At 73.5% G+C, this 23,272-nt stretch carries 11 protein-coding genes; 2 read left to right on the top strand and 9 right to left on the bottom strand.

Going from position 1 to position 23,272, the window contains the following annotated elements:
- Nucleotides 1-20 precede the first annotated feature (20 nt).
- Nucleotides 21-1,568, top strand: a complete 1,548-nt coding sequence (locus CRV15_RS00580) for a hypothetical protein (RefSeq protein ID WP_003962775.1) — start codon at nucleotides 21-23, stop codon at nucleotides 1,566-1,568.
- A gap of 51 nt (nucleotides 1,569-1,619) precedes the next feature.
- A complete protein-coding gene (locus CRV15_RS00575) occupies nucleotides 1,620-2,765 on the top strand; it encodes a hypothetical protein (protein WP_003962776.1) in 1,146 nt (381 codons plus the stop codon).
- Between the two features lie 36 nt (nucleotides 2,766-2,801).
- On the opposite strand, the gene CRV15_RS00570 is transcribed toward CRV15_RS00575, so the two are convergent.
- The 9 genes from CRV15_RS00570 to CRV15_RS00530 all read right to left on the bottom strand — a co-directional run bounded on the left by CRV15_RS00570 (nucleotide 2,802) and on the right by CRV15_RS00530 (nucleotide 23,140).
- Nucleotides 2,802-3,860, bottom strand: a complete 1,059-nt coding sequence (locus CRV15_RS00570) for a methyltransferase (RefSeq protein WP_009998173.1) — start codon at nucleotides 3,858-3,860, stop codon at nucleotides 2,802-2,804.
- 153 nt (nucleotides 3,861-4,013) lie between these two features.
- A complete protein-coding gene (locus tag CRV15_RS00565) occupies nucleotides 4,014-4,724 on the bottom strand; it encodes a DAK2 domain-containing protein (RefSeq protein WP_003962778.1) in 711 nt (236 codons plus the stop codon).
- Nucleotides 4,725-4,785: 61 nt separating this feature from the next.
- Complete coding sequence (locus tag CRV15_RS00560) at nucleotides 4,786-5,784, bottom strand: dihydroxyacetone kinase subunit DhaK (RefSeq protein WP_003962779.1); 999 nt, start codon at nucleotides 5,782-5,784, stop codon at nucleotides 4,786-4,788.
- A 165-nt stretch (nucleotides 5,785-5,949) separates the two neighbouring features.
- Nucleotides 5,950-7,005 carry an MDR family NADP-dependent oxidoreductase gene (locus CRV15_RS00555; RefSeq protein WP_029183151.1) on the bottom strand — a complete coding sequence of 352 codons (1,056 nt, stop codon included), beginning with the start codon at nucleotides 7,003-7,005 and terminating at the stop codon, nucleotides 5,950-5,952.
- A 10-nt stretch (nucleotides 7,006-7,015) separates the two neighbouring features.
- Complete coding sequence (locus CRV15_RS00550) at nucleotides 7,016-8,761, bottom strand: phytoene desaturase family protein (protein ID WP_003962780.1); 1,746 nt, start codon at nucleotides 8,759-8,761, stop codon at nucleotides 7,016-7,018.
- Nucleotides 8,758-10,467: a phytoene desaturase family protein gene (locus CRV15_RS00545; RefSeq protein WP_003959056.1), complete on the bottom strand. Its 1,710-nt coding sequence runs from the start codon at nucleotides 10,465-10,467 to the stop codon at nucleotides 8,758-8,760. Before CRV15_RS00545 ends, CRV15_RS00550 begins: the two co-directional genes overlap by 4 nt.
- Nucleotides 10,457-20,104 (bottom strand): non-ribosomal peptide synthetase/type I polyketide synthase, encoded by a 9,648-nt coding sequence (locus CRV15_RS00540; protein WP_009998175.1) that lies wholly within the window; start codon nucleotides 20,102-20,104, stop codon nucleotides 10,457-10,459. Before CRV15_RS00540 ends, CRV15_RS00545 begins: the two co-directional genes overlap by 11 nt.
- Nucleotides 20,105-20,415: 311 nt before the next feature.
- On the bottom strand, nucleotides 20,416-21,339 hold the full coding sequence (locus tag CRV15_RS00535) for a sterol desaturase family protein (protein ID WP_003962782.1): 924 nt from the start codon (nucleotides 21,337-21,339) through the stop codon (nucleotides 20,416-20,418).
- Between the two features lie 466 nt (nucleotides 21,340-21,805).
- A complete protein-coding gene (locus tag CRV15_RS00530; RefSeq protein WP_003962783.1) occupies nucleotides 21,806-23,140 on the bottom strand; it encodes a VCBS repeat domain-containing M23 family metallopeptidase in 1,335 nt (444 codons plus the stop codon).
- Nucleotides 23,141-23,272 lie beyond the last annotated feature (132 nt).

Genomic DNA, 23,272 nt, shown 5'->3' with positions numbered 1-23,272 from the left:
TTCCCTCCCAGGAGATCCCTGTGACCGCTTCGCTCATCCCGTCCGGAATCGACGCCGCGTTCGGCGTCCCCGGCCCCTCCGGCCCGCTGGTCTACTTCGTCCGGGGCGGCTGGGCCGTGGAGCACGACGCCGGGACCGTCGCCCCGCCGCTGCGCGGGGCGGCCGTCGCCGAGCTGTGGCCGAAGCTGCCCGCCGCCTACCGGAACGGGTTCGACGGTGCCTGCGCCACCGACGGGCCGGAGGTCCACCTCTTCAAGGGCGCCACCACCGTCCAGTACGACGTGGTGCGGAACGAGCCCGTCGGCGGCACCTCGCCGGTCCCCATCGGCAGCCGCTTCCCCGGGCTGAACAAGGTGCCCGAGTTCACCCAGGGCATCGACGCCGGGGTCCCGGACTCCGACGGCGGCGCGCTCTACTTCTTCCGGGGCGACCGCTGCGCGGTCTACGACCCCGAGACCGACGAGGTCCTCGACCACGGCGCCATCGCGGAGGTCTGGCGCACCCCCGACTTCCCCGCCGCCGAGGTCTACGAGGGGGTGGCGGCAGCCTTCGCCCACCCGGCCACCAGCAACGGCTATCTGGTCACCCGCGACGGTGTCCGGGCCGCCCAGTGCAACACGCGCTCCGGCAAGCTCACCTCCGAGCCGGGTCCGCTGCGGGAGCGCTGGCCCTACCGCACCTTCCTGTGCGTGACGGACAGCACCGAGGAACTGCTCCGGGTGTACGACGCCGCGAGCGGGCAGCAGATCCAGCAGACCACGATCGGCCGCTCGGGCCAGGTCGCGTTCTCCACGGACGGCTTCCTCGGCTTCGCCCCGGTCTACCGGGACGGCCGGCTGGTCGTCTGCGATCTCACGGCGGGCACCACGGACACCGTGGACCTGGGCGGCAGCCCCTACGGGGTCACCGCGCTGCCCGACGGCTCCGCCGTCTGGGTCGGCGACCTCGAAGGCCCGCAGATCCGCTCCGTCGACCTCGCGACCGGCGCCGTCACCCCGATCCGGGCCGGGGGGACCCCCTCCGCGCTCGTGGCCGCCCCCGACAGCCGCTCCGTCTATGTGAGCTGCCGGGGCGACGGGGATGTGGCGGTGGTGGACACCGCGAGCGGCGCCGTGACCCGCAGGCTGGGCGAGATGTCCAACCCGTCGGACGTGGTGATCACCCCCGACGGCCGTACCCTCGCCGTCCTGGACCCGTCCGGCGGCAGCAGCTTCGTCGCCCTGCTGACCACGTCCGGTACCGGAACGACCCGGTTCGTGGAGACCGGGCGGGACCTCATGGGCATCGCCGCCGCTCCGGACTCGCGGACGCTCTACACCGCTGATCTCGGCCCCGACGTCCGGGTGATCGACATCCCGAGCGCGAGCCGGAGGGGCACCGTCACCGCGTCCGGACGTCCCTCGTCCGTCGCCGTCACCCCGGAGGGCGACCGGCTCTTCGTCGTCGGCTACCTGGCGGACTCGGTCCAGATCTTCGACCCCCTGACCGGGGAGCGGACCGGGGAGATCCCGCTGGGCGCCCCTCTGTTCGAGTACGCCTATCTCTCCACCGGCCCCGCCTGGGGCTGAGCCGGGGGACCGGACCGAGGAAGCGGAAGCGGAGAGGGAGGAGAGCGGCCCATGACCGGTCGCGACAAGGACGAGGACGGCCCCCAGATCGTCAGCTACGGGGTGCGGCCCGAACCGGCGCCCATCCAGGTGTCCCAGGGGTCCACCCCGGCACGGGCGGCGGTGCGCACGGTCCTCACCAACCACACCGGCCAGGACGTGGCCCTGGCGGAGGTCGCGTTCGCCTTCCCGGTGGGAGAGGGACCCGGCGACCTCACCGCCAACCCCCGCAGCGTCGAGCCCTATCTGGAGGAGGGGGAGGGCGGGGCCTCCCGCTGGATTCTGGAGGCGGACCCGGACCGCAGCGGTGTCTTCCTCCTCACGCCCCGCCGCAGTGCGTACAAGCTGCGGCCCGGGGACGAGCTGACGGTGTCCTTCGCCCAGATCCAGGTCAACTCGGCGGTCGGCACCAGCAGGCTGACCATCACCGAGACCGTGACAGAGGGGGGACCGCCCCGCCCCGCGGAGTGGCCGCTCGCGAAGGTCCCCGCCGGGTTCACCGCCGGGGACTTCCGGCCGCAGTACATCCTGGTGAAGAGCGGCACCGGCGCCGTCCTCACCTGGCGCGGCGAGAACCGGCCCGGTGCCGTCTACACCATGCTCCACGCCGGTGAGCCCGTCGACGTCACCCAGGTCAAGCGCTGGGAGTCCCCGCCGCTCCACCAGGACACCGCGTTCACGCTGCTGGTCGAGGTGACGGAAGGGGACGGCACCGCCGAGTACGCCATGAGCACCCTGGTCACCGTGGCCCGGCCGGATCTGATGCTCCGCCATCTCACGGTCGGGGGCCGGGTCACCCTGACCCCGGTGGCCGTGGAGTTCGCGCTCGACGAGGAGGTCTTCGTCCGCGAGTGCACGGCCGAGACCGACGGCCTCCTGATCGGACACGTCCTCGCCGACGAGGACATCACCGACCCCGCCGCACCCGCGCCGACCCTCGCGGTCACCGTCACCGCGCAGGGCGTCGAGCACCACAGCAGTGTCCAGTCCCGGGCCGCGTCCCCCCTGACCGGGGAGGACCGGAGCCGCAGGCTGACGGCGGTCGTGCCCCGGGGCGCGGCCGTCCGGATCACCCGTGACGACCGCACCGCGTACACCCACCGCCTCACCTGGATACCGTTCGGCACCGGCGAACTCCGGGCCGGGACGGGAGCCTAGGCAACGGGCCGGGGACGGGGCCGGGGCCGTCGCCGCTCAGTCGTCCGCGGAGACGGCCTCCACCACCGACAGCACGGTGGGCGTGGTGGTGATGTCGTCCAGCAGCAGCCCGGAGGCGCCGAAGAGACGGAGGAAGTCGCCCTCCGTGCGCTCCCGCCCGGTCAGCGAGGCCATCATCATCAGATCGAGGTCCTTGCTCTGGTGCGGGGCGTCCCCCTCCGGGACGAGCGCGTCGATGATCATCACCCGGCCGCCGGGTGCCAGCGCCTCACGGCAGTTGCGCAGAATGGCCACGCACTGCTCGTCGTCCCAGTCGTGCAGAATCCGCTTCAGTATCAGGACGTCCCCGGTCGGCACCGAGGCGAAGAAGTCCCCCTCGGCCGTCTCCCAGCGCCCCGTGGGGTCGGCGCCGCCGGGCACCGGGGTGGCGAGCGTGTGCTCCGCGAGCACATGGGCCTGGTCGTAGAGGATGCCGCGCAGGGTCGGCCCCTTGGCCAGCACCTTGCTCAGCAGACCGCCGTAACCGCCGCCCACGTCCACCACGGTGGCGCCGTCCCTGAACGAACAGCGCCCGGCGATGGGCACGTTCTCCGCGTCCGACAGGGACGCCATGCCCGCGTGGAAGACGGCCGCGATCTCCTCGTTCTGCGCGAAGTGCTCGAAGAAGCCCTGCCCGAAGAGGGCGTCGAACGCGGAGGTGCCCTCGGTGAGACAGCGGGTCATCTCCCCGGCCGGGCGCCACATCGTGGGGTCGGTCAGCATGAGCACCGCCGCCCGCGCCGAGACGGGGGAGTCCGTCCGCAGCGCGTTCCCGTCCGCGGTCAGCCCGAAACGGCCCTGGTGGTCCTCCGTGAACAGCCCCCTGGTGGCCAGCAGCCGCAGCACCCTGTAGAGGTTCCGCTCATGGACCCCGGTCGCCCCCGCCAACTCGGCGGCGGTGCGCGGCCCCTCGGTCAGATGGTCCGCGACGCCCACGGCCGCCGCGGCCCGCAGCGCCGCCGGATAGAGGAAGCCGAGGGCCTCCTGCACGATCCGGGCGTTGCTGCGCCGCCCCGCCCTCAGTTCGTACTCCGCGCACTGGTCGCTGTAGCTCATCCGTCGCCTCCGTCGGTTCCGGTCGCCGGTTCGGGGGCGCACAGCATCCCAGCCCGCCGGAGGGGGCACGGTTGATTCCCGCCACACCGCGATCATTGGAAGGACGGCCCCGCCGGGCCGGGCCGGCGGCTCCCCGGGCCGCACGCCCCCTGTCTACGGCCGACCGGACACGGGGGCTCCCGCGGCCTTCAGGAAGGGGGCGAGCACGGTGACGGGGCGGACGGCGGTGGTGAGGAAGAGCGCGACGCCGACCGCGCCCGGGTCGGGCACACCCGCCGCGCGTTCCCCCAGATAGCTGGCGCGGCCCCGCCGGGCGGAGCGGCCCGCCGTGCGCCGCACCCCGTCCCACGCCGTCACCGAGGCCCGGTCCAGGGCCCGTACCGGCGGTGTCGGCGCCGGGCACGCGGCCAGGGCGAGTACGGCCGGGTGCAGCGCGTCCAGCAGGGTCTTGTCCCCGGGCGCCGCCCCGCCCACCCGGCGGATCGCCGCGAGACCCCGGCCGGTGCCCACCGCCAGGGCATGCGTGGTCAGCCGGGGGCCGTCCGCCCGGGCCGCCGCCGCGAGCTCCTGGAAGAGCAGGCCGAACAGCGGCCCGCTGGTCCCCCCGACCTCGTCCAGGAAGGCGGTGGCCAGCACCCGCAGCGGCTCATGGGCCGCCCGGGGCCGGCGCGGCACCGCCGCCCGCCCGTCCGCCGTGCCCCGGTCCAGCACCCCCACGGCCGCGACCAGCCCGGAGCGGAGGTTGACCCCGAAGTCCCCGTCCCCCGCGAGCTGGTCCAGCGCGGTCAGCTCGGACTCGCACGCCGCCACCGAACGGGCGAACTCCCGCACCCACGCCTCGGTGAACACCCCGTCCTCGGCCATGACACCGTCCCTGGTTCGCCCCCGCACTGCCGGTACCGCCCTGTCCCGCTCGGTGGGTGTCTCACCACCGCCAGGCCGGTGTGCTCACCGGCGCGTCGTACAACCCGGTCGCCTCCTCGTCGGTGGTGAGCAGCGTCAGACAGAAACCACCGGTGTCGAGCGCCGTGACGAACTCGCCCACCAGGCTGCGCCGCAGGGCGAGCCCCCGGCCGTCCAGTGCCCGGCCCAGCTCCCGCAGGACCGCGTACAGCTCCAGCCGGGTGACCGAGCCCAAGCCGCTCACCAGCGCGATCAGCCCTCCGTCGGGCGGGGGCGGCAGCGCGGCCAGCAGACTCGTGGTCATCCGGTCGACCAGGGCGTCCAGGGGCTCGTCGGCCAGGGTGCGCCCGGCCCGTTCCCCGTGGATGCCCACGCCGTACTCCAGCACCCCGGGCGGCAGTTCGAACGCCGGGCGGCCGGTGGTGGGGGAGGTCGGCGGGGCGGACGCCACGGCGAGGCTGCGGCACCGTCCCGCGAGCCGGGTGCCGAGCGCGGTCAGCTCCTCCAGACCGAGCCCCCGGTCGGCGGCGGCGCCCAGCAGCTTCTCCAGCAGCACCGTACCGCCGGTGCCCCGGCGGCCCACCGCCACCGCGGGGTCGTCCGACGCGAGGTCGTCGTCGACCAGCAGCCGGGCGCACGGCACCCGCTCATGGGCCAGCCGCTCGGCGGCGATGCCGAAGTTGATCCGGTCGCCGGTGTAGTTCTTGACGATGTGCAGCACGCCCTCCCGGCGGGCCACCGCCCGGGACGCCTCGAAGATCTGCCGGTTGTGGGGCGAGGCGAAGATCTGCCCGGGGCAGGCGGCGTCCAGCATCCCCGCCCCCACGAACCCCGTGTGCAGCGGCTCGTGCCCCGAGCCGCCGCCGGAGACCACGCCGACCCGGCGCAGCGGGGAGCTGTGCCGGGCCCGCAGATAGCCGTGCTCCGGGTGGTAGGCGACCAGGTCACCGTGGGCCCGGGCGAAGCCCTCCAGGGCGTCCGCCACCAGTGAGCCGGTGGTGCGTGCGAAGTACCTGGCCACGGGAAGCTCCTGACGAGGGCACGCCCGAGGCCGATACGGGCAGTGACCGATCGTTCCGTTCCCCCAAGACTGCGGCCCGGGGCGGGGCTCCGCAATCCGGCTCCGCCCGTCGGGGGAGCGCCCCGGCGGGCGCCGTACGGCACACCCGCCGGGGCGGCGGCGCGGTCAGAGCGCCACCAGCACCTTGCCCAACCGGTCCCCGCGCCCGTGGTACAGGCTCTGGTACGCCGTCGGAATGCTGTCGAAACCCTGGTGGACGGTGTGTTCGCAGACGATCTCGCCCCGGCGGACGGCGCCGCCCAGCTCCTCGTGGAGCGCCCGCCAGTTCGGCGGGGTGAACCATTCGAGCGAGAAGATCCCCCGGATCGTGGTCCGGGGGAACATGATCCACGGCAGCAGCCGCGGCCCGTGCGTCTCTCCGCCGACCTGGGTCGCCCACTGCCAGCAGACCGCCACCTGGCTGTCCACGGTGAGCAGCGGGAAGACGGCGTCCGTGACGGCGCCGCCGAGATGGTCGACATAGCGGTCGACCCCGTCCGGGGCCGCCGCGCGCAGCCGCTCGCCGACCGCTTCGGCGCTGTCGCCGTGCCGGTACGGGAGAACCGCGTCGAAGCCCAGCTCCCGCAGCCGCTCCGCCTTCCGGGGGCTGGACGTGGTGCCCACCACCCGGGCCCCGGCCCGCTTGGCGAGCTGCCCCACCAGGGAACCGATCATTCCGGACGCCCCGCTGATCACCACCGTGTGGCCCCGTTCCACGGTCATGAAGCGGTTCAGCGTCCCCCAGGCGGTCATCCCCGGGCCGCCCATCACCCCGAGGGCCGTCTCCAGCGGCAGCGCCCCGTCGTACCAGCCGGGGTCGAGCCGCCGGAACGCGGGGAAGACCATGGGGAAGGTGCCCGTCTGCCAGCTGCTGGGGGCACCGTTGCTGATCACATGGGTGCGCCAGCCGCCGAAGCCCTGCACCAGATCGCCGACCCGGTGCGGGGCCCGCGGGCCCGCCTCCACCACCTCCATGATCGAGTCGGCTCCCATCGGATCGCCGAGGGGGGTGTCCAGGGCGATGCCCTGGAGATAGAGGTCGACCGAGACGAACAGCGTCCGCAACAGCATCTCGTCGGGCGCGAGATCGACCTCCAGCTCCTCGGTGACCTTCCCGTAGACCCGGTCCACGTCCGGGACTCCCCGCATGTGCTCCCTGACCACCCAGGTCTCTGCCTTCACCACCATGTGCTCACTCCCACGTCTCGTCCAGTGGGGCTCCCGCCGGGGGGCGGGGAGCCGGTACGGGGGTGTCCGCGCCCACCCCGACCGGGATGACGAGATGGGTCGGCGGGGGCGCGCTCTCATCGATGGACGCCGTGAAGGGCTTGCCGTCGTCCCGGCAGACGAACTGCATGACATGCCGTCCGGCCGCGGCGGCCCGGATCAGCCCGCCCGTGGTGGCCCAGACCCCGGACTGGTAGAAGTCGGCGAGCCCCGGGACCCCGGGGCCGTGCTTCTTCACCAGTTCCTCCAGTGTCTCCCCGCTCTCCACGAACGGCTGCCAGCCCAGGACCGTCCCGTCGTAGTTGCCGGTGTAGCGCACCTGCGTCAGCGGGGTGGACACATCGCGCACGGCGATCGACTCCTCGATCCCCGGGTGGCGCTCCTCCAGGAACGCCACCAGCGCGTCCCGCGCCCGCCGCTTCGCCAGGTAGTAGCCCCGCCCGTGCCGCACCGGCAGGGTGTGCAGCTCCTCGCCGGCCCGCACCCGGCTGATCTGCTCGGGCCCCTCGTCCAGGGCCCGCCAGGGGGCGATGTCGCAGAAGTAGGTGGCGTAGACGACCGCCGTGCCCCGCGGCGACAGCTCCGGGTAGTGGCGGCTGCGGAACTGCACATTGACGCTCGGGTGCCGGATGCCGGTGAGCCGGGCCGCCGTCTCCTCGTCCAGGAGGTGGGTGGTGCACGGATCGGCGTCGGGAAACTCCCGGCGCAGCCCCAGGAAGAGGGTGAAGTACCCGGGGAAGACCATGCCCGGCTGCTCGATGGTCCGGGTGTAGAGCCGTTCGTACTCCTCGCCCAGGGGGCGCCCCTTGAGGAGTTTCGTCATCGTGGTGTGGCCGTCGCAGGCGGAGACGACGATGTCCGCCCGCAGCTCGCTCCCGTCGCTCAGCCGCACCCCGGTCGCGCGGTCGTCCTCGACGGTCACCTCCTCCACCTTCGCGTTGTAGGTGACCTCGCCGCCGAGCGCTCGGTAGCGCTCCTCGATCGACCGGGCGAGCCCCAGCGATCCGCCCTCGGGGACCCCCGCCGAGAGATTGGCGTGCGAGGCGAGCTGGAAGTGGAACGGCAGCACCGGGAAGTTGGGGTGCCGCTCGTACAGGATGAAGTTGAACGCCTCCCGCAGCAGCGGATGGGTGAAGCGGGCCGAGAAGTCCGCCATCAGCTCGCCGATCGAGGTGCTGACCGCCCGTGCGTACGGCAGGAAGGAGGCCAGCATGCGCCAGCGCTCCCGCCGTCCCATCAGCCCCACCGGCTTGAGGAAGGGATAGACGGCGAGCGCCTTGCGGAAGGACCGGAGCTGATCGCAGAAACGCCGGATCAGCCGGGCGTCGGCGGGGGAGATCGACGTCAGATGGGCCTGGAGCCGGTCCGGGTCCGAGTAGAAGTGCACGGCCTGCCCGTCCCGTCCGCGCACGATGTTGAAGACGTCGAAGTGGCGGATCTGTTTGCCCTGGAGGGCGCCCAGCTCCAGCCAGATCTGGTGCATCTCGTTGCCCGGACCGCTCCCGAGCAGCCAGCTCACACAGCAGTCCAGGACGAAGTCCCCGCGCGACCACGATGTGCAGCAGCCCCCGGGGACCTCGTGCATCTCCAGGATGCGGCTGCGGTACCCGTTCATCTGCGCGTAGCACCCGGTCGACAGGCCCCCGAGCCCGGCCCCGATGATGATCATTGTCTCCCGGCGGCCCGGGAGGCCCTGGCGCGGTGTCCTCATGCCTCCGGGACCTCCTGTCCGAGCCGGGTGTCCCGCCGGTCGAGCCGGGGCAGCGGGCCCAGCCGCGCCGGGCGCCAGGGCTCGCGCGCCAGGCTCTCCCGGGCGGTGAACGGCAGCCCCCACTCGTCGCACAGGTACTGGACGGCGAACCGGCCCGTCGACGCGGCCCGGATCAGCCCGCCGAGGCCCACCCACTGCCCGGCCAGGGAGAAGCCGGCCAGCCCCGGCAGCCGCATCCGGTCCTTGCCGACCAGTGCCGCCGCCACGTCGTCGGCCTCCGAGAACGCCTTCCACGCCAGGATGCTGCCGTCGTGGTTGCCCGTGTACCGCTTCGTCGTCGCGGGCGAGGCCACGTCCAGCAGCTCGATCCGGCCGGCGATCCCGGGGCGGTGGCGTTCCAGGAAATCCCGGACGAACGCCGCCAGCCGCCGTTTGAGCGCCCAGTACGCCTTGCGGTCCCGGGTGCGCAGCTCCTTCCAGAAGCCGAAGTCGCTGAAGTAGGTGCAGTGGATCACCGATCTCCCCGGTGGAGCGAAGCCGTCCGAATAGTGCGAGCGCAACTGCACCACCAGACTCCGCTGGAGCGCCCCCGGGAGGTGGGCGGCGTCCTCCGGGGAGAGCAGATAGGTGGTGCTGTGCGCGCGGTCGGGACCGAGGTCCCCGCGGACTCCGGCGAACACCGAGACCACCGCGGGGAAGAGGGCGCCCCGCTCCGTCAGCAGCTCGCCGTAGAGCCGGTCCACCCGCGGCCCGGTGTACCGCCCGCCGAGCAGGGTGCGCACGGTGGTGTGGCCGTCGCAGGCGGCGACCACGTGGTCCGCGTAGTACCGGCGGCCGTTGCCCAGCTCGATCCCGACGGCGCGGTCCCGCTCGACCAGGACCCGGGCCACCCGGGAGCGGTAGGAGACCGTGCCGCCCAGCGCCGTGTACCGCTCCTCGATCGAGCGCGCGAGCCCCAGCGAACCCCCCTGCGGGAAGCCCGCGTTGCGGCGGTGCGCGGCGGCCATGTTGAAGAGGTACGGCAGCAGCGGGAAGCCCTCCGGGTCCTGGAAGAACACATTCCGGAACGCTCGCCGCAGCAGCGGGTCCTCGAACCGGTCGGCGAACGCGTGCATGGGCGTCGCCGCCGTGCGCCAGAAGAGCCGGAAGGCGGGCAGCACGGTCCGCAGCATCCGCAGCCGCTCCCCGGCGCTCCGCAGCGCGGGCGCCGTGAGGAACGGATACAGCTCGATGTCCGTGAACCGCCGCAGATCCCGGCAGAACGAGCGGATCAGGGGGGCGTCCGCCGGGGAGATCCCCAGCAGATGCGCCTCCAGCCGCCCCGGGTCGTTGTAGAACATCACCGACCGGCCGCTCTCGTCGGTGACCCGGTTGAACATGTCGAAGTGGGTGATGCTCTTGCCGTCGAGCGCCCCCAGCTCCCGCCAGATCCGGTGCGCCTCGTTGCCGGGCGCGGTGCCGATCAGCCACTCGATGCAGTAGTCGAAGACATAGCCGTCCCGGCCCCAGGCGGTGCAGCAGCCACCGGGCAGCACATGCTTCTCGAAGATCCGGCTGCGCATCCCGTTCATCTGGGCGTAGCAGCCGGTGGCGAGCCCGGCGACACCCCCGCCGACCACGATCACCCGGGGGCGGCGGTCCGCGGGCCGCCCGCCGGGGGCGGCCCCGGGGCGGACGGACCACTCGTGCTCCTCGTCAGCGTGCACGGCGCACCCCGTCGGCGTGCTCGGCGTGTCCGTCGGCGTCCGCCGTCCGCGCGCCCGGGAAGCCGCCGGGGCCAGCGGGGCCGTCGGGTGCCAGCATCCGGCGGACCAGCGCCGCGTTGCGCGCGAGATGACCGGGGTCGAGCATGTCGGCGTGGGCACCCGAGCCGCGCAGCACCGTGTGCGCACGGGTGGAGCTGGTGTGCCAGGACCCGGGCACCCCGTCCGCGTACAGCTCCGCGCTGTGCTCGTCCGTGATCACCGCGACCGCCGCGGCGACGGCCCCCCGGTTGGGGGTGCGTCCGCAGAACGCCAGATACTCCGCCGCGTGCTCCATCGTCTCCCGGGCCACGATCTCCGAACCGGTGTGCTTGCGCAGATGCTCCGCCAACTCCTTCTCGAACGCCACCAGATGTTCGGCCCCGGGGGTGAAGGCGTCCTCGATGCGGTGCGAGTCGAGAATGACCACCCGGTCCACCCGGCGTCCGCGCCGCTCCAGCTCCTTGGCCGTCTCGAAGGCCAGATTCCCGCCGAGGGAGTAGCCGAGGAGCAGGCAGCGGCCCTCCGGCTGGAGCTCGCCCACCAGATCGGCGTACCGGGCCACCTTGTCCTCGCCCGGCAGATAGCCGAACGAGGTCATCCGGTACTCCGCCAGCTCTCCGGCGAGCCCCCGGTAGACGAGGGCCTGACCCCCCGCGGGCGGGAAGCAGAAGATCCGCTCCGTGCCGCCGTCGCCGCCGTCGTTGAAGCCGAGGTGGACGCCGTCCGCGTGGCCGCCGCCGTCCAGGACGGCCCGCTCCACCGAGGCGGCCATCCCGTGCAGGGTCGTGACCTGGTACAGCCTGCTGACCGGCAGGGAGACCCGGAACTCCGCCTGGAGGTGGTGGATCAGCTCGATGAGCTTGATGGAGCTGCCGCCGATCTCGAAGAAGTCCTCGTCCCGCCCGATCCGCTCCCGGCCGAGCAGCGCCCCCCAGTGCCGGGCCATGCTCACCTCGTACGCGGTCACCGGCGGCTCGTACGCGTCGGCCTCGTCCGCGCCGGTGCCGGGGGCGGGCAGGGCCGCCGTGTCGACCTTGCTGTGCGCGGTCAGCGGCAGCTCCGGCAGGGTGACGAAGTGCGACGGGATCATATAGGCGGGCAGGAACCGGGCGAGATGGCGGCGCAGCTCCTTGCGGCCGAGCCCGCCCGCCGCCGCCTCCGCGGTGCCCGGCGCGGCCTCCCCCGCCCCGTCGGCCGGGACGCAGTAGGCGCACAGCGCCGCCTCGCCCCGGGCGTCCGGGCGCACGACGACCACGGCACGGGCCACCTGCTCCAGCTCGGTCAGGAGGGCGGCGATCTCGTCGGTCTCGATCCGGTGGCCGTTCAGCTTCACCTGGGTGTCCACCCGGCCCAGCAGATGGATACGGCCCCGGTCGTCCCAGCGGGCCAGGTCCCCGGTGCGGTAGAGCCGTTCGGGCCCGGCGCCGGGGTCCCGGCCCAGGGTGCGGGTGACGAAGCGCTCGGCCGTGCGGTCCGGGTCACCGGCGTACCCGGTGGCCACCCCCTCCCCACCGATCCACAGCTCCCCGGGGACACCGGGCGGCACCGGCTCCCCGTGCCGGTCGAGGATGTGCAGCGTGCTGTTGGACAGCGGCCGTCCGATGGGCACCATCCGGCCCGGCTCCAGCCCGTCGGCCGGGCCCTCGAAGCAGGCGCTGTCGATGGTGGCCTCGGTGACCCCGTACGAGTTGATCACCCGGGTGCGGGGGCCGCCCAGGGCCCGCAGCCGCTCGTACTCCGCGACCTTCCACGCGTCCGAGCCGACCACCAGGAGCCGCATGAAGTCCAGCCGCAGCCCGTGCTCCGCGCAGTGGTCCATCAGCCCGCGCACCACGGCGGGGACGAACTCCCCGCAGTCCACGCCCTCCTCGCGCAGGGTCCGGTACAGCAGGGCGGCGTCGAAGAGCAGATCCCGCCCGGCGAGCACCAGCGTCCCGCCGGAGCAGAGCGCCCGGACCCAGTCGCCGGTGAAGACGTCGAAGGACGGGGCGGCCATCTGGAGATGGCAGCCGGGCTCGTCGGCGAGGCCGTACCGCTCCCGCCAGGCCGCGTGGGCCGAGGCCAGATTGCGGTGGCTCACCTGGACGGCCTTGGGCCGCCCGGTGGAGCCGGAGGTGTGGATCACATACGCGGGGGAGTCCGGCGCCACCGGGACCGGCGGCAGCGGCGCCGTGTCCCCCGCGCCGTCCCCAGCGGCCAGGACGAGGGTGTCCACCGGCAGCTCCGGCAGCCCCGCCCGGCCCGCGACGTCCGCCACGACCACGAGCACCGCGCGCGAGCCGGTGACCATGGTGACGATCCGGTCCGCCGGGTGGTCGGGCGGGATCGGCAGATAGGCCCCGCCCGCCCGCAGCACCGCGAGCAGCGCCACGATCAGCTCCGGGGACTTCTCCAGGCAGAGCCCGACCACGCTGCCGGGCCCGACGCCGCGGTCGCGCAGCCCGCGGGCCAGCACCCCCGAGCGGTGGTCGAGTTCGGCGTAGCTCATCCGCAGCCCACCCCCGCCCCCGGGCGACGGCGGCACCCGGACGGCGGTCGCCTCCGGGCGCAGGGCCGCCGCCCGGGCCACGAGCCGGTGCACCGGGACATCGAGACCGTCGGGGGCGCCGTCCGCCCAGGGCTCCGCCCCCGAACGCGGCAGGGCCCGCCGCCGGGCGCCGCTCCACTCGGCGGTCAGCCGCTCCCGCTCCGTGGCGCCGAGCATGTCGAGACGGGTGACGGCGCGCCGCTCCGGGGCCCGGGTCAGCTCGTCCAGCAGCCGGGTGTAGTGCCCGGCCATCCGGCGCACGGTCCCCGCCTCGAACAGGTCGGTGTTGTACTTGAAGACGCAGTGGAAGCGGTGCTCCGACTCCTCCTCGTAGGCCGAGAGGGTGAGGTCGAACTGCCCCTCCTCCTCGGGCAGTTCGATGTACTCCAGTCGGTAGCCGTACTTCTGCGCGGCCACCTTGTGGGTGAGCAGGATGAACATCGCCTGGAAGACGGCCGAGCGGCTCGGGTCGTGCTGGAGTCCCAGCTCCTCCACCAGCAGTACGAAGGGGTACTCCTGGTTGTCCAGGCCGCCGAGCACCGTCCGGCGCACCTGGTCCAGGAGGTCGGCCACCGAGGGCTCCCCGGACAGATCCGCGTGCAGCGGCAGCGGATTGACGAAGTACCCGTAGACGGAGGCGAACTCCTGCCGGGTGCGGCCCGTCACCGGGGAGCCGACGACGATGTGGTCCTGTCCCGAGTAGCGGTGCAGCAGGAGGTAGTACGCGCTCAGCAGCACCACGAACGGCGTCACCCCGTGGGTCCGGGCGAGCCGGTGCACCCGGGCGCTCACCTCCTCGTCCAGGACAAAGAACTCCGAGGCCCCGTTGTGGGTCTGCACCGCCGGGCGCGGCTTGTCGACCGGCAGGTCCAGCAGCGGCACCGGGTCCGGGAGCTGCGCCCGCCAGTAGTCGAGCATCCGGCGGGCACCGGGGCCCGCCAGGAAGCGGTTCTGGTCGTTGAGGAAGTCGAGATACCGGGCCGGTACGGGCGCGAGCGCGGGCTCCTCGCCCCGGCGCAGCCCCTCGTACACCGCGAGCAGTTCCTCGATGAAGGTGAACGTGGAGATCGCGTCGGAGACGATGTGGTGCACCGCCTTCATGATCACCCAGCGGTCGGGGGCCCGTTGGAAGAGACGGAACCGGAAGAGCGGGTCCCGGGCCAGGTCGTAGGGCTTGCGGTACTCGGTCACGATGGTCGCGTGGATCTCGTCCCAGCTCTGGTCCCGCACGTCGAACATCCCGAGGTCCACCGCCGCGCCGGAGGAGACCCGCTGCACGGGCCGGCCGTCCACCAGCAGGAAGTTGGTGCGCAGCGCCGGGTGCCGGTCCACCGTCCGCCGGACCGCCTCGAACATCAGCTCCGGGTCGAGGGCGACCCGGACCTCCACCGCGCCGCCGATGTTGTACGCGAAGCCGTCCGGGTTGAGCTGCTTGAGGAACCAGAGGGCCTTCTGGTTCTGTGTCAGGGGGTACTCGCGCGCGTCCTCGAACAGCTCCGGCTCCGCCGCGCCCGCGCCGCCGCCCTCCCCGGCGCCGGAGTCCAGCAGCTCCGTCAGCGCGGTGTACAGCCGGTCCGTCAGCTCACCCACCGACGTACCGCTCAGCAGGGACACCACCGGCAGCGCGATCGCGAACTCGGCCTGCACCCGGCCCCGCAGCTCCATCGCGAGCAGGGAGTCGAGCCCCAGCGCCCCCAGGCCCTCGGCCGGGTCGATCCGCTCCGGGGCGGTCCGCAGCACCGAGGCCGCGAGCCCCGTGAACCGCTCCGCCACCAGGGCCCGCCGCTTCTGCGGATCGCCGAGCGCGCCGAACGCCTCCACGAAGCCCGCCTCCGCGCCGGACCGGCGGCGCGGGGCCGCCGCGGCCAACTCGCCCACCAGCGGCGGCGGCGAGGCGTACCAGGAGAGGAAGACCGGCCAGTCGACCACCGTCGCGATCAGCAACTGGGCCCGGTCCTGGCCGATGACCCGCTCCAGCACCGCCATCCCCGCCTCGGGCGACAGCGAACTCATGCCCCGGTCGACGAGATAGTGGTCGACGAGGCCCAGCTCCTCGATCATGCCGGTGGCCCACGGGCCCCAGTCCAGGCTGAGCGCCGCGAGCCCGGCCGCCCGGCGGTGGTGCGCCAGCGCGTCCAGGAACGCGTTCCCCGCCGCGTAGTTGGTCTGGCCCGCCGTCGTCAGCAGCGAGGCGATCGAGGAGAAGAGCACGAAGTGCTCCAGCGGCTCGTCCCGCAGCAGCCGGTGCAGCAGCAGGGCCCCCACGGCCTTGGGGCCGTAGACGGCGTCGAAGGTCTCCCGGTCCATCTCCGCCACCAGGGCGTCGCGCACCTGCCCCGCCAGATGGAACACGCCCCGCAGCGGCGGCCCGCCCGCCTCCCGGTACCCCTCGTACCAGGCGGTCAGCGCCGCCGCGTCGGTGAGGTCGGCCGACACCGCCTCCGGCCGTGCCCCCGCCTCCTCCAGCTCCCGCAGAAAGGCGATCGCGCGCCCCGGGGAGGAGGCCGGGTCGACCGCGTCCCAGCCCGCGCGGGCGGGCAGCGGGGTCCGGCCCATCAGCACCAGCCGCCGGGCCCCCCGGGCGACGAGCGTGCGGCACAGCAGCCGCCCCAGCGCGCCGAAGGCGCCCGTGACCAGGTAGCAGCCGTCCGTGCGCAGCCGCAGCGGCAGCGGCCGGGTGAGCCCCTCGGCCCGGCGGATACGGCTGGTGAGACGGCGCTCGCCGCGCAGCGCCACCTCCTCGTCGGCGGACCCGTCCGTCCCGTCCGCCTCGTCCGCCCCCTCCGTCCCCGCCTCCGGGGCGGTGGCGGCCAGGATCTCCCCCAGCAGCGCGGCGGCCTCGGCCCCCGGGTCCCAGGAGTCCGGGTCGAGGTCGACCAGCAGCCCCCGGTGCCCCGTCAGCTCCTGGTGCCACAGCACCCGGCCCACCCCCCAGGCGGGCGCGCCCAGCGGATCGACGTCCGCGCCCGGCAGCACGGCCTGCGCGCCCCGGGTGACGACATGGAGCCGGCCCTCCGTCCCCGAGCGGAGCAGCGCGCGGGCGAGCGCGATCAGCGAGTAGGCGCCGGTGCCGCCGTGCCCGTACAGCTCCGCGGGCCCGGTCTCCCGCACCCCGGGCAGATCGAGGTTCCACAGGTGCACCAGCGCGCCGAACGAGGCCGTGCCCCGGTCCCGCAGCTCGGTCAGCAGCCGTTCCCACCGGGTGTCGTCGCCGGGGGCGAGGGTGAACACGCCGCCCCCGCCGCCGGCCGGGTCGTGGCGGTACTCCTCGCCGGGGCGCACCAGGTGGTACGGCGTGCCCCGGGCGGCCAGCAGCGCGGCCAGCGCGTCGCCGACGCCCCCCGCGTCGGCGAGCACCAGCCAGGGGGCCCCGCCGGGCACCGTGTCCCGGGGGGTCCCGGTACCCGGGCTGTCGATCCAGACCGTCTCGGTGAGCCAGGAGTCGATGGTGCCCCGGGCGACGAAGGACGGCGCGCTCTCGGTGTCGGCCGCCCGGAATCCGCCGATCCGGCCGACCGCCGCGCCGCCCTGCTCGTACACCGCGATGTCGCCGACCAGTTCGTCCGCCGCGGAACGGGTCACCGTGGCATGGGCCCACAGCGGGCGGTCGCCCACGGGGCGCAGCGCCACCTCCTCGATCGACAGCGGCAGCCGCACCCCGGTCCCGGCGGCGCTCCCGGCGGGGGCCCCGGTGCCAGCGGGGTCCTCGCCGGAGAGCAGTTGGGGGGTGAGCAGCGACTGGAAGCAGGCGTCGAGCAGGACGGGGTGCACATGGTGGTCCGCCGTGTCCCCGCCGGCCGCCGCCGGGGCGCGCAGCCGGGCCAGCGCCTCCCCGGGCCCGATCCAGACCTCCTCGATGGCCTGGAAGGCCGGGCCGTAGTGGTAGCCCAGGGCCGCCAGCCGGGCATAGCACTCCGCCCCGTCCATCCGGCGCAGCCGGGCGCCGACGGCGCCGGGGTCGAGCGCGGGGCCCGGGGAGCGGCGCTGCGCGGTCCGCACCACCCCGCCCGCGTGCACGGTGCGCTCCGGGTCGGCGGCGGTGGCGCCGTCGGGGCCGGAGACGACGGCGAAGGACGCGTCCTTGGCGGACAGCGAGAACGTCACGGACCTGCTCTCGCCCTCGGGCAGGAAGAGGGCCCGGCGCAGCTCGATGTCGGTGAGGACGGCGTCGGCGCCGCCGCTGAGCGCGCGGACGGCCTGGGCGGCCATCTCCAGATAGCCCGCCGCCGGGAAGACGACGGCGTCCTGGATGCGGTGGTCCGCGAGATAGGGCAGGGTCTCGATGTCGAGGGCGGAGTGCCAGGTGGGCTCCGGGTGGTCGGTCCTGCGGCCGAGCAGCGGGTGGTCCAGGCCGCCGAGGCGGACCCGCGCGACCGGCCCGGGCTCGGTCCAGTGGCGGTCGCGCCGCCAGGGGTAGCGCGGCAGGGCGACCGGGCGGCCCGTGGGCTGGAGGACGTCCCAGTCGATGTCGGCACCCAGGTTGTGCAGCGTGGCCAGGGAGGCGGCGAAGCAGTCGGTCTCGCTCTCCTGGCGCCGGATCGAGGGCAGCGTGCGGCCGGTGACCTGGCGGGCGTCGAGGCATTCGCGGATCGCGTGCCCGAGCACCGGGTGCGGGCCGATCTCCAGGAACAGCCGGTGGCCGTCGTCGGCCAGCCGGTCGACCGCGGCGCGGAAGCGGACCCGGTCGCGGACGTTGATCCACCAGTAGCCGGCGTCCAGCTCCGGCCCCTTGGCCCGGTCCCCGAGGCCCGTCGTGTACAGGGGCAGCCGCGCGGGCCGGGCGTCGATCCCGGCGAGGCAGTCCAGCAGCTCCTGCCGGATCGTGTCCATCGCGGCGCTGTGGTAGGGCACCCGGACGGTGAGGAAACGGGTGAAGACCTGCTCCGCCGTCAGCTCCTCGGCGATCCGGGCCAGGGCCTCCTCGTCCCCGGCGAGCGTGACCCCGGTGGGGCTGTTGACGGCGGCGATGGACACCCGCTCCCCGTGCGGGCGCACCCGGCGCTCCGCCTCCTCCTCGGAGAGGGCGGCGGCGAGCATGGTGCCGGTGCCGTCCAGCGTCTGCTGGAGTCTGCTGCGGTGCACGGCGATCCGTACCGCGTCGGCGAGGCTGTAGACACCGGCCTCGTAGAAGGCGGCGATCTCGCCGGTGCTGTGGCCGACGACGGCGTCGGGGCGGACCCCGTGCCGGCGCCAGAGGGCGGCCAGCGCGATCTGGAGGGCGAAGTTCGCGGGCTGGGCCAGCCAGGTCTCACCCATCCGGGACGCGGCCTCGGGCGCGGCCATCTCCTCGGCGAGCGACCAGCCGGTGAGGGCGTGGATCTCCCGGTCGCAGTCGAGGATCACCGAGCGGAAGACCTCCTCGCGCTCGAACAGCTCCCGGCCCATGCCCCACCACTGCGGCCCCATGCCGGTGAACACCCAGACCAGCCGCCGTTCGGCGGGGTCGAGCCGCCTGCCCAGGACGGCCCCGGGGTGGGGCTCGCCGCGCAGGAAGGCGGCGAGGGCGGCGTCCAGCGACTCCCGCGAGGAGTGGACCAGGGTGAGCCGGGACTCCAGGTGCTGGCGGCGGTGGGCGAGGGTGTGCCCGAGGTCCGCCGCCGTCACCGGGGCCGCGCCGGGCTCCGTGAACTCCCCGGCGAGTTCGCGCCGGATGCCGTCGGCGACCTCGCGCAGCGCCTCGTCGGTGCGCGCCGAGAGCGGGAGCAGCGTCCAGGCGCGCGGCGGGCCGGAGAGGGGGGCGGCCGGGCGCGGGGCGGGCGCCTCCTCCAGCACCACATGGGCGTTGGTGCCGCCGAAGCCGAAGGAGTTCACGGCCGCCCGCGCGGGGCCCCGGTGCCCGGGCCACGCGGTGACCCGGGTGGGGATCTCGTACGGCAGCGCGGCCGGGTCGATCGCGGGGTTCAGCCGCTCCAGGTTGATGTGGGGCGGGATCAGCCGGTGTTCGAGGCAGAGCGCGGTCTTGATCAGCCCGGCGATCCCGGCCGCCGCCTCGGTGTGCCCGATGTTCGTCTTGACGGAGCCGACGTAGCAGCGGGCGCCGGGGTCCCGGCCGATGGCGAGGGCCCGGCCGAGCGCGCCCGCCTCGATGGGGTCGCCGAGCGGGGTCGAGGTGCCGTGCGCCTCCATGTACTGGAGCTGGCCCGGGACGATCCCGGCCTCGGCGCAGACCCGTTCCACCAGGGCGACCTGGGCGTCGGCGCTGGGGACGGTGATGCCGTTGGTGCGGCCGTCCTGGTTGACCCCGCTGCCGAGGATCACGGCGTGGATCGGGTCGCCGTCGCGCACGGCGTCCTCCAGCCGCTTCAGGGCGACGACGCCGACCCCCTCGGCCCGCACATAGCCGTTGGCCGACGCGTCGAAGGTGCGCGAGCGGCCGTCGGGGGAGAGGAAGCCGCCCTTGGTCTCGGCGATGGTGTACTGCGGCGCCATGTGCAGCAGGGCGCCGCCCGCGAGGGCGAGGGAGGTCTCGCCCCGGGCCAGGCTCTGGCAGGCGAGATGGACCGCCACCAGCGAGGAGCTGCACGCGGTGTCGAGGGAGAGGCTGGGGCCGCGGAAGTCGAAGCAGTACGAGATCCGGTTCGACACCATCGTCATCATGGTGCCGGTCGCGGTGTGGGCGGCCAGGGTGTCGAAGCTGAGGTCCGAGAACTGGAGGATCTTGTAGTCCAGGGTGAACGCGCCCATGAACACCGCGACATCGCTGCCCGCCAGCTCGCCGGGGCGCTGCCCGCCGTCCTCCAGCGCCTCCCAGGCCACCTCCAGCAGCTTGCGCTGCTGCGGGTCCATGTGGTCGGCCTCGCGCGGGCTGATGCCGAAGAAGGCGGGGTCGAACTCGTCGAAGCCGTCGATGTAGCCGCCGCGCCCGCCGGTCAGCCGTCCCCGTTTCTCCTTGTCCCGGCTGGCGAGGGTGCGGATGTCGTACCGGTCGGCCGGGGTGGGGGTGATGCAGTCCTTTCCGTCGAGGAGGTTGCGCCAGAAGCTCCGATGGTCCGACGCGCCGCCTGGCAGCCGGCAGCCGATGCCGATGATGGCCACTCTGCCCTGGTCGGGGGCGGGGGTCGCGTCGGTCATGGTGGAACAACTCCTCACGTCATGGTGCGGCGGCACGGAGGGAACGAGAACAACGAGAACGGGGACGGGTGGTGCGGGACGGAGGTCCGTGGGGGACGGGGCCCTGGCGCCGGAGGAGACGGGTCGTGCGTCTCCCCGGGGACGGCGCCAACGCCGGTGCTCCGGACCGGGGTGGGGTCCGGGGCGTGACGGTGCGACAACGCGTGCGGTGGTGCGGTGGTGCAGGACCGTACGGAGGTGTGGCGGTAGGGGTGCGTGACAACGGGTGTGACGGTGGAGGCGGCCGAGGGGCGGGGGATTACACGGCCCGCTCAGCCGGGGCCGGTCTCCCGGCGCCGTGGTCGCAGCGGATGGAGCAGACTCGCGAGGAATTCCCCGGTGCCCGGGAAGGACGCCGGGTCGCCGAGCCCCACGGCGGCGGGCGCGCGCCCGGGCCGCCAGGTGTAGCTGCCGAACAGATGGTCCCAGACTGAGAGGTCGGAGCCGAAGTGACCGGCCTCCGGCAGGACCGTGCTGTGGTGCAGCCGGTGCTGTTCGGGGCTGGCGAGGAGGTGGTTGAGCCTGCCGATGCGCACATCGATGTTGGCGTGGACGAAGTAGCCCTGCGCGGTGACGAAGAGCCCCGCGGCGAACACCGCCTCACGGGAGAACCCGCACAGCGCCAGGGCCAGTTGGACGCACCCCTGGACCACGACGATGTCCAGGACGTGGTTGACCCCGTTGTTGGCCACATTGACCTTCCGGGGGACGTGGTGCACTCCGTGCACGCGCCACAGCAGGGCGTTGGTGTGGCTGATCCGGTGCAGCAGATAACCGGCGAGCGAGCCGGTCAGCAGGGCCGCGAGCGCCTCGATCCAGAGCGCCGCCGTCGGCTGCGAGGGCGCGAGCGCCCCCACCCCGAGGGTGACCAGCGCCTGGGCGAACGCGCTGCCGCCCATGGTGAGGAGGAAGTAGGTGCCGTACCAGCCCCACTCCTTGCGGCTGGGGTGCCAGGACGGCTCGAACGGGATCAGACGTTCCAGACCGGTGAGATAGAGCAGGACCCCCATCAGGAAGAGCGGGCTGACCAGCGCCGGGTCCCAGCCCAGGGTGAGTGCCGCGACGGCTGTCGCCACGGTGGCGGCCAGCAGGAAGGGATAGGCCGCCGTGCGGAGCACGGCCTCTCTGCGGAACGGCCGTGACGCCGGGCCGGGTTCGTCCCCGGCGCCGGACGGTTGTCGTCCGTACGCGTCCATCCTGGGCTCCTCTGCAAGAGGCTCGGACACAGCGGAAGGGGGGACCCGGAAACAGCGGCCGAAGGCCAGGGGAAAATCTGCTCACTGAACCCCCGTTCCTGCGGCATCTGTGCGACCGCGCATGCCGAAATCTCTTCGGACGCCATGAAGTCACCGCGTCGTACGAGGTCATGGGGCGTGGCCGAGGATGCAGATCCCTGAGGAAAACCCGCCAGGATTCCCTGTGCGCGGTCGCCTCTATCCCATGGTCATTGAACCGGATTTTCTCCATGCCGGGAACACGGGAGGAAGTTCCTTAATCAATGTGAGTTACATAGTGATATTAGTTGTCTGATGGGAGAATCCTGATTACCTATTCAGTTCTGATGGGATGGTCCGGTGGATGGGAGGGGGGCGGGGGCGGAGGGGGAGCGGGCATACGGAAACCGGGGCGGCCCTGGGGGCCGCCCCGGTGGGGTGGGTGGACTCAGCCGAGTTCGGTCATACCGTTCCAGCCGGTGCCGATCTGGGTTCCGGTACCGGCCTTGAAGCCGCCGCTGCCGTTGCCCGCGAACAGATGCAGGGTGCCGGTCGCGACCTTGCGGGTGACGATGTCGTTGTGGCCGTCGTTGTTGAAGTCGCCGACGCCGGTCATCTGGTCGAAGGCGGTGAAGTTGTTGCCGACGGCCTGGCCCGTGCCGGCCTTGAAGCCGCCGCTGCCGTTGCCCTCGTAGAGGTGGATGTCGCCGGTGGTCCGGTTCTTCGCCAGCAGGTCGGCCCGGCCGTCCCCGCTCCAGTCGCCGACACCGGCGATCTCGCCGAGCGCGGCCCAGGAGGTGCCGATGACCTGCCCGGTGCCCGTCTTGAAGCCGCCCTTGCCGTTGCCCGCGTAGAGGTGCAGGTCCGTGGTGGTCCTGGACCGGACGACGAGGTCCGTCCTGGAGTCGCCGTCGAAGTCACCGGCGCCGATGATCCGGTCGAAGCCGGTGAAGTTGTTGCCGATGACCTGTCCGGTACCGGCCTTGAAGCCGCCGCTCCCGTTGCCCGCGTACAGATGGAGATCGCCGGTGGACCGGTTCCTGGCCACCAGGTCGTCGCGTCCGTCGCCGTCCCAGTCGCCGACCACGGTGACATGTTCGAGGGCGGAGAAGTTGTTGCCGACGGCCTGGCCCGTGCCGGCCTTGAAGCCGCCGCCGCCGTTCCCCTCGTAGAGGTGGATGTCGGCGGTCGCGGCGGCCTTGGCGAGGACGTCAGACTTGCCGTCGCCGCTGAAGTCGTGCGAGAAGCCGGGCCCGGTGCCGCAGTTGTTGCTGGTGAAGTCGCGGGTCGAGCCCGGGTAGGAGATCCCGTCGAAGACGGCGGTCTGCCCGGTGCCGTCGAGGGTCTGCTCGAAGTGCAGATGCGCGCCGCGGGAGTTGCCGGTGTTGCCCACCTTGCCGATGACCTGGCCGGCCTTGACGGCCTGGCCCACCGAGACCGACTCGCCGGAGAGATGGGCGTAGTGCGTGGTCCAGCCGCCCCCGTGGTCGATCCGGACCCGGGTGCCGGCCCAGCCGCCCGAGGGCCCGGCGGCCGTGACGGTGCCGTTCGCGCTGGCGGCCACCGGCTTGCCCGTGTCGTCGCCCGGGTACTGGTTGAAGTCCACCGAACCGATCGGGTCGTGACCCGGGTAGGTGGACGCCTGCCACACCTCGCCGCAGCGGAACGGGAGCTGGAAGTCCGGGCGGGCGCCGGCCTGGGCGGAGGAGGCGGCCCCGAGGGTGAGGGCGGACGCGGCGAGGACGACGCTGAGGGCGGTACCGGCGAGGCGCTGGGACATCATCGATCCATTCTTGTCATGCACATGCTCAATGAGACTTCGTGCGGGTGCTGCGCGGGGCGAGCCGCGCGGAGTGCTGGGGTGGCGGTGGTGACGTGACGCGGTGCCGTACGGGTGCCGCGTGTGTGCCGTACG

Origin of the sequence: Streptomyces clavuligerus (genome assembly GCF_005519465.1) — a bacterium.
GTDB lineage: Bacteria > Actinomycetota > Actinomycetes > Streptomycetales > Streptomycetaceae > Streptomyces > Streptomyces clavuligerus.
Note: the sequence above shows the minus strand (reverse complement) of the source record. Positions and strands in the feature narration are given on the sequence as shown.

Bases quoted from the DNA above. Each gene is read 5' to 3' on its own strand.
- CRV15_RS00575 (WP_003962776.1), top strand. From the start codon at position 1,620: ATGACCGGTCGCGACAAGGACGAGGACGGCCCCCAGATCGTCAGCTAC.
- CRV15_RS00570 (WP_009998173.1), bottom strand. From the start codon at position 3,860: ATGAGCTACAGCGACCAGTGCGCGGAGTACGAACTGAGGGCGGGGCGG.
- CRV15_RS00565 (WP_003962778.1), bottom strand. From the start codon at position 4,724: ATGGCCGAGGACGGGGTGTTCACCGAGGCGTGGGTGCGGGAGTTCGCC.
- CRV15_RS00550 (WP_003962780.1), bottom strand. From the start codon at position 8,761: ATGAGGACACCGCGCCAGGGCCTCCCGGGCCGCCGGGAGACAATGATC.
- CRV15_RS00540 (WP_009998175.1), bottom strand. From the start codon at position 20,104: ATGACCGACGCGACCCCCGCCCCCGACCAGGGCAGAGTGGCCATCATC.
- CRV15_RS00535 (WP_003962782.1), bottom strand. From the start codon at position 21,339: ATGGACGCGTACGGACGACAACCGTCCGGCGCCGGGGACGAACCCGGC.
- CRV15_RS00530 (WP_003962783.1), bottom strand. From the start codon at position 23,140: ATGATGTCCCAGCGCCTCGCCGGTACCGCCCTCAGCGTCGTCCTCGCC.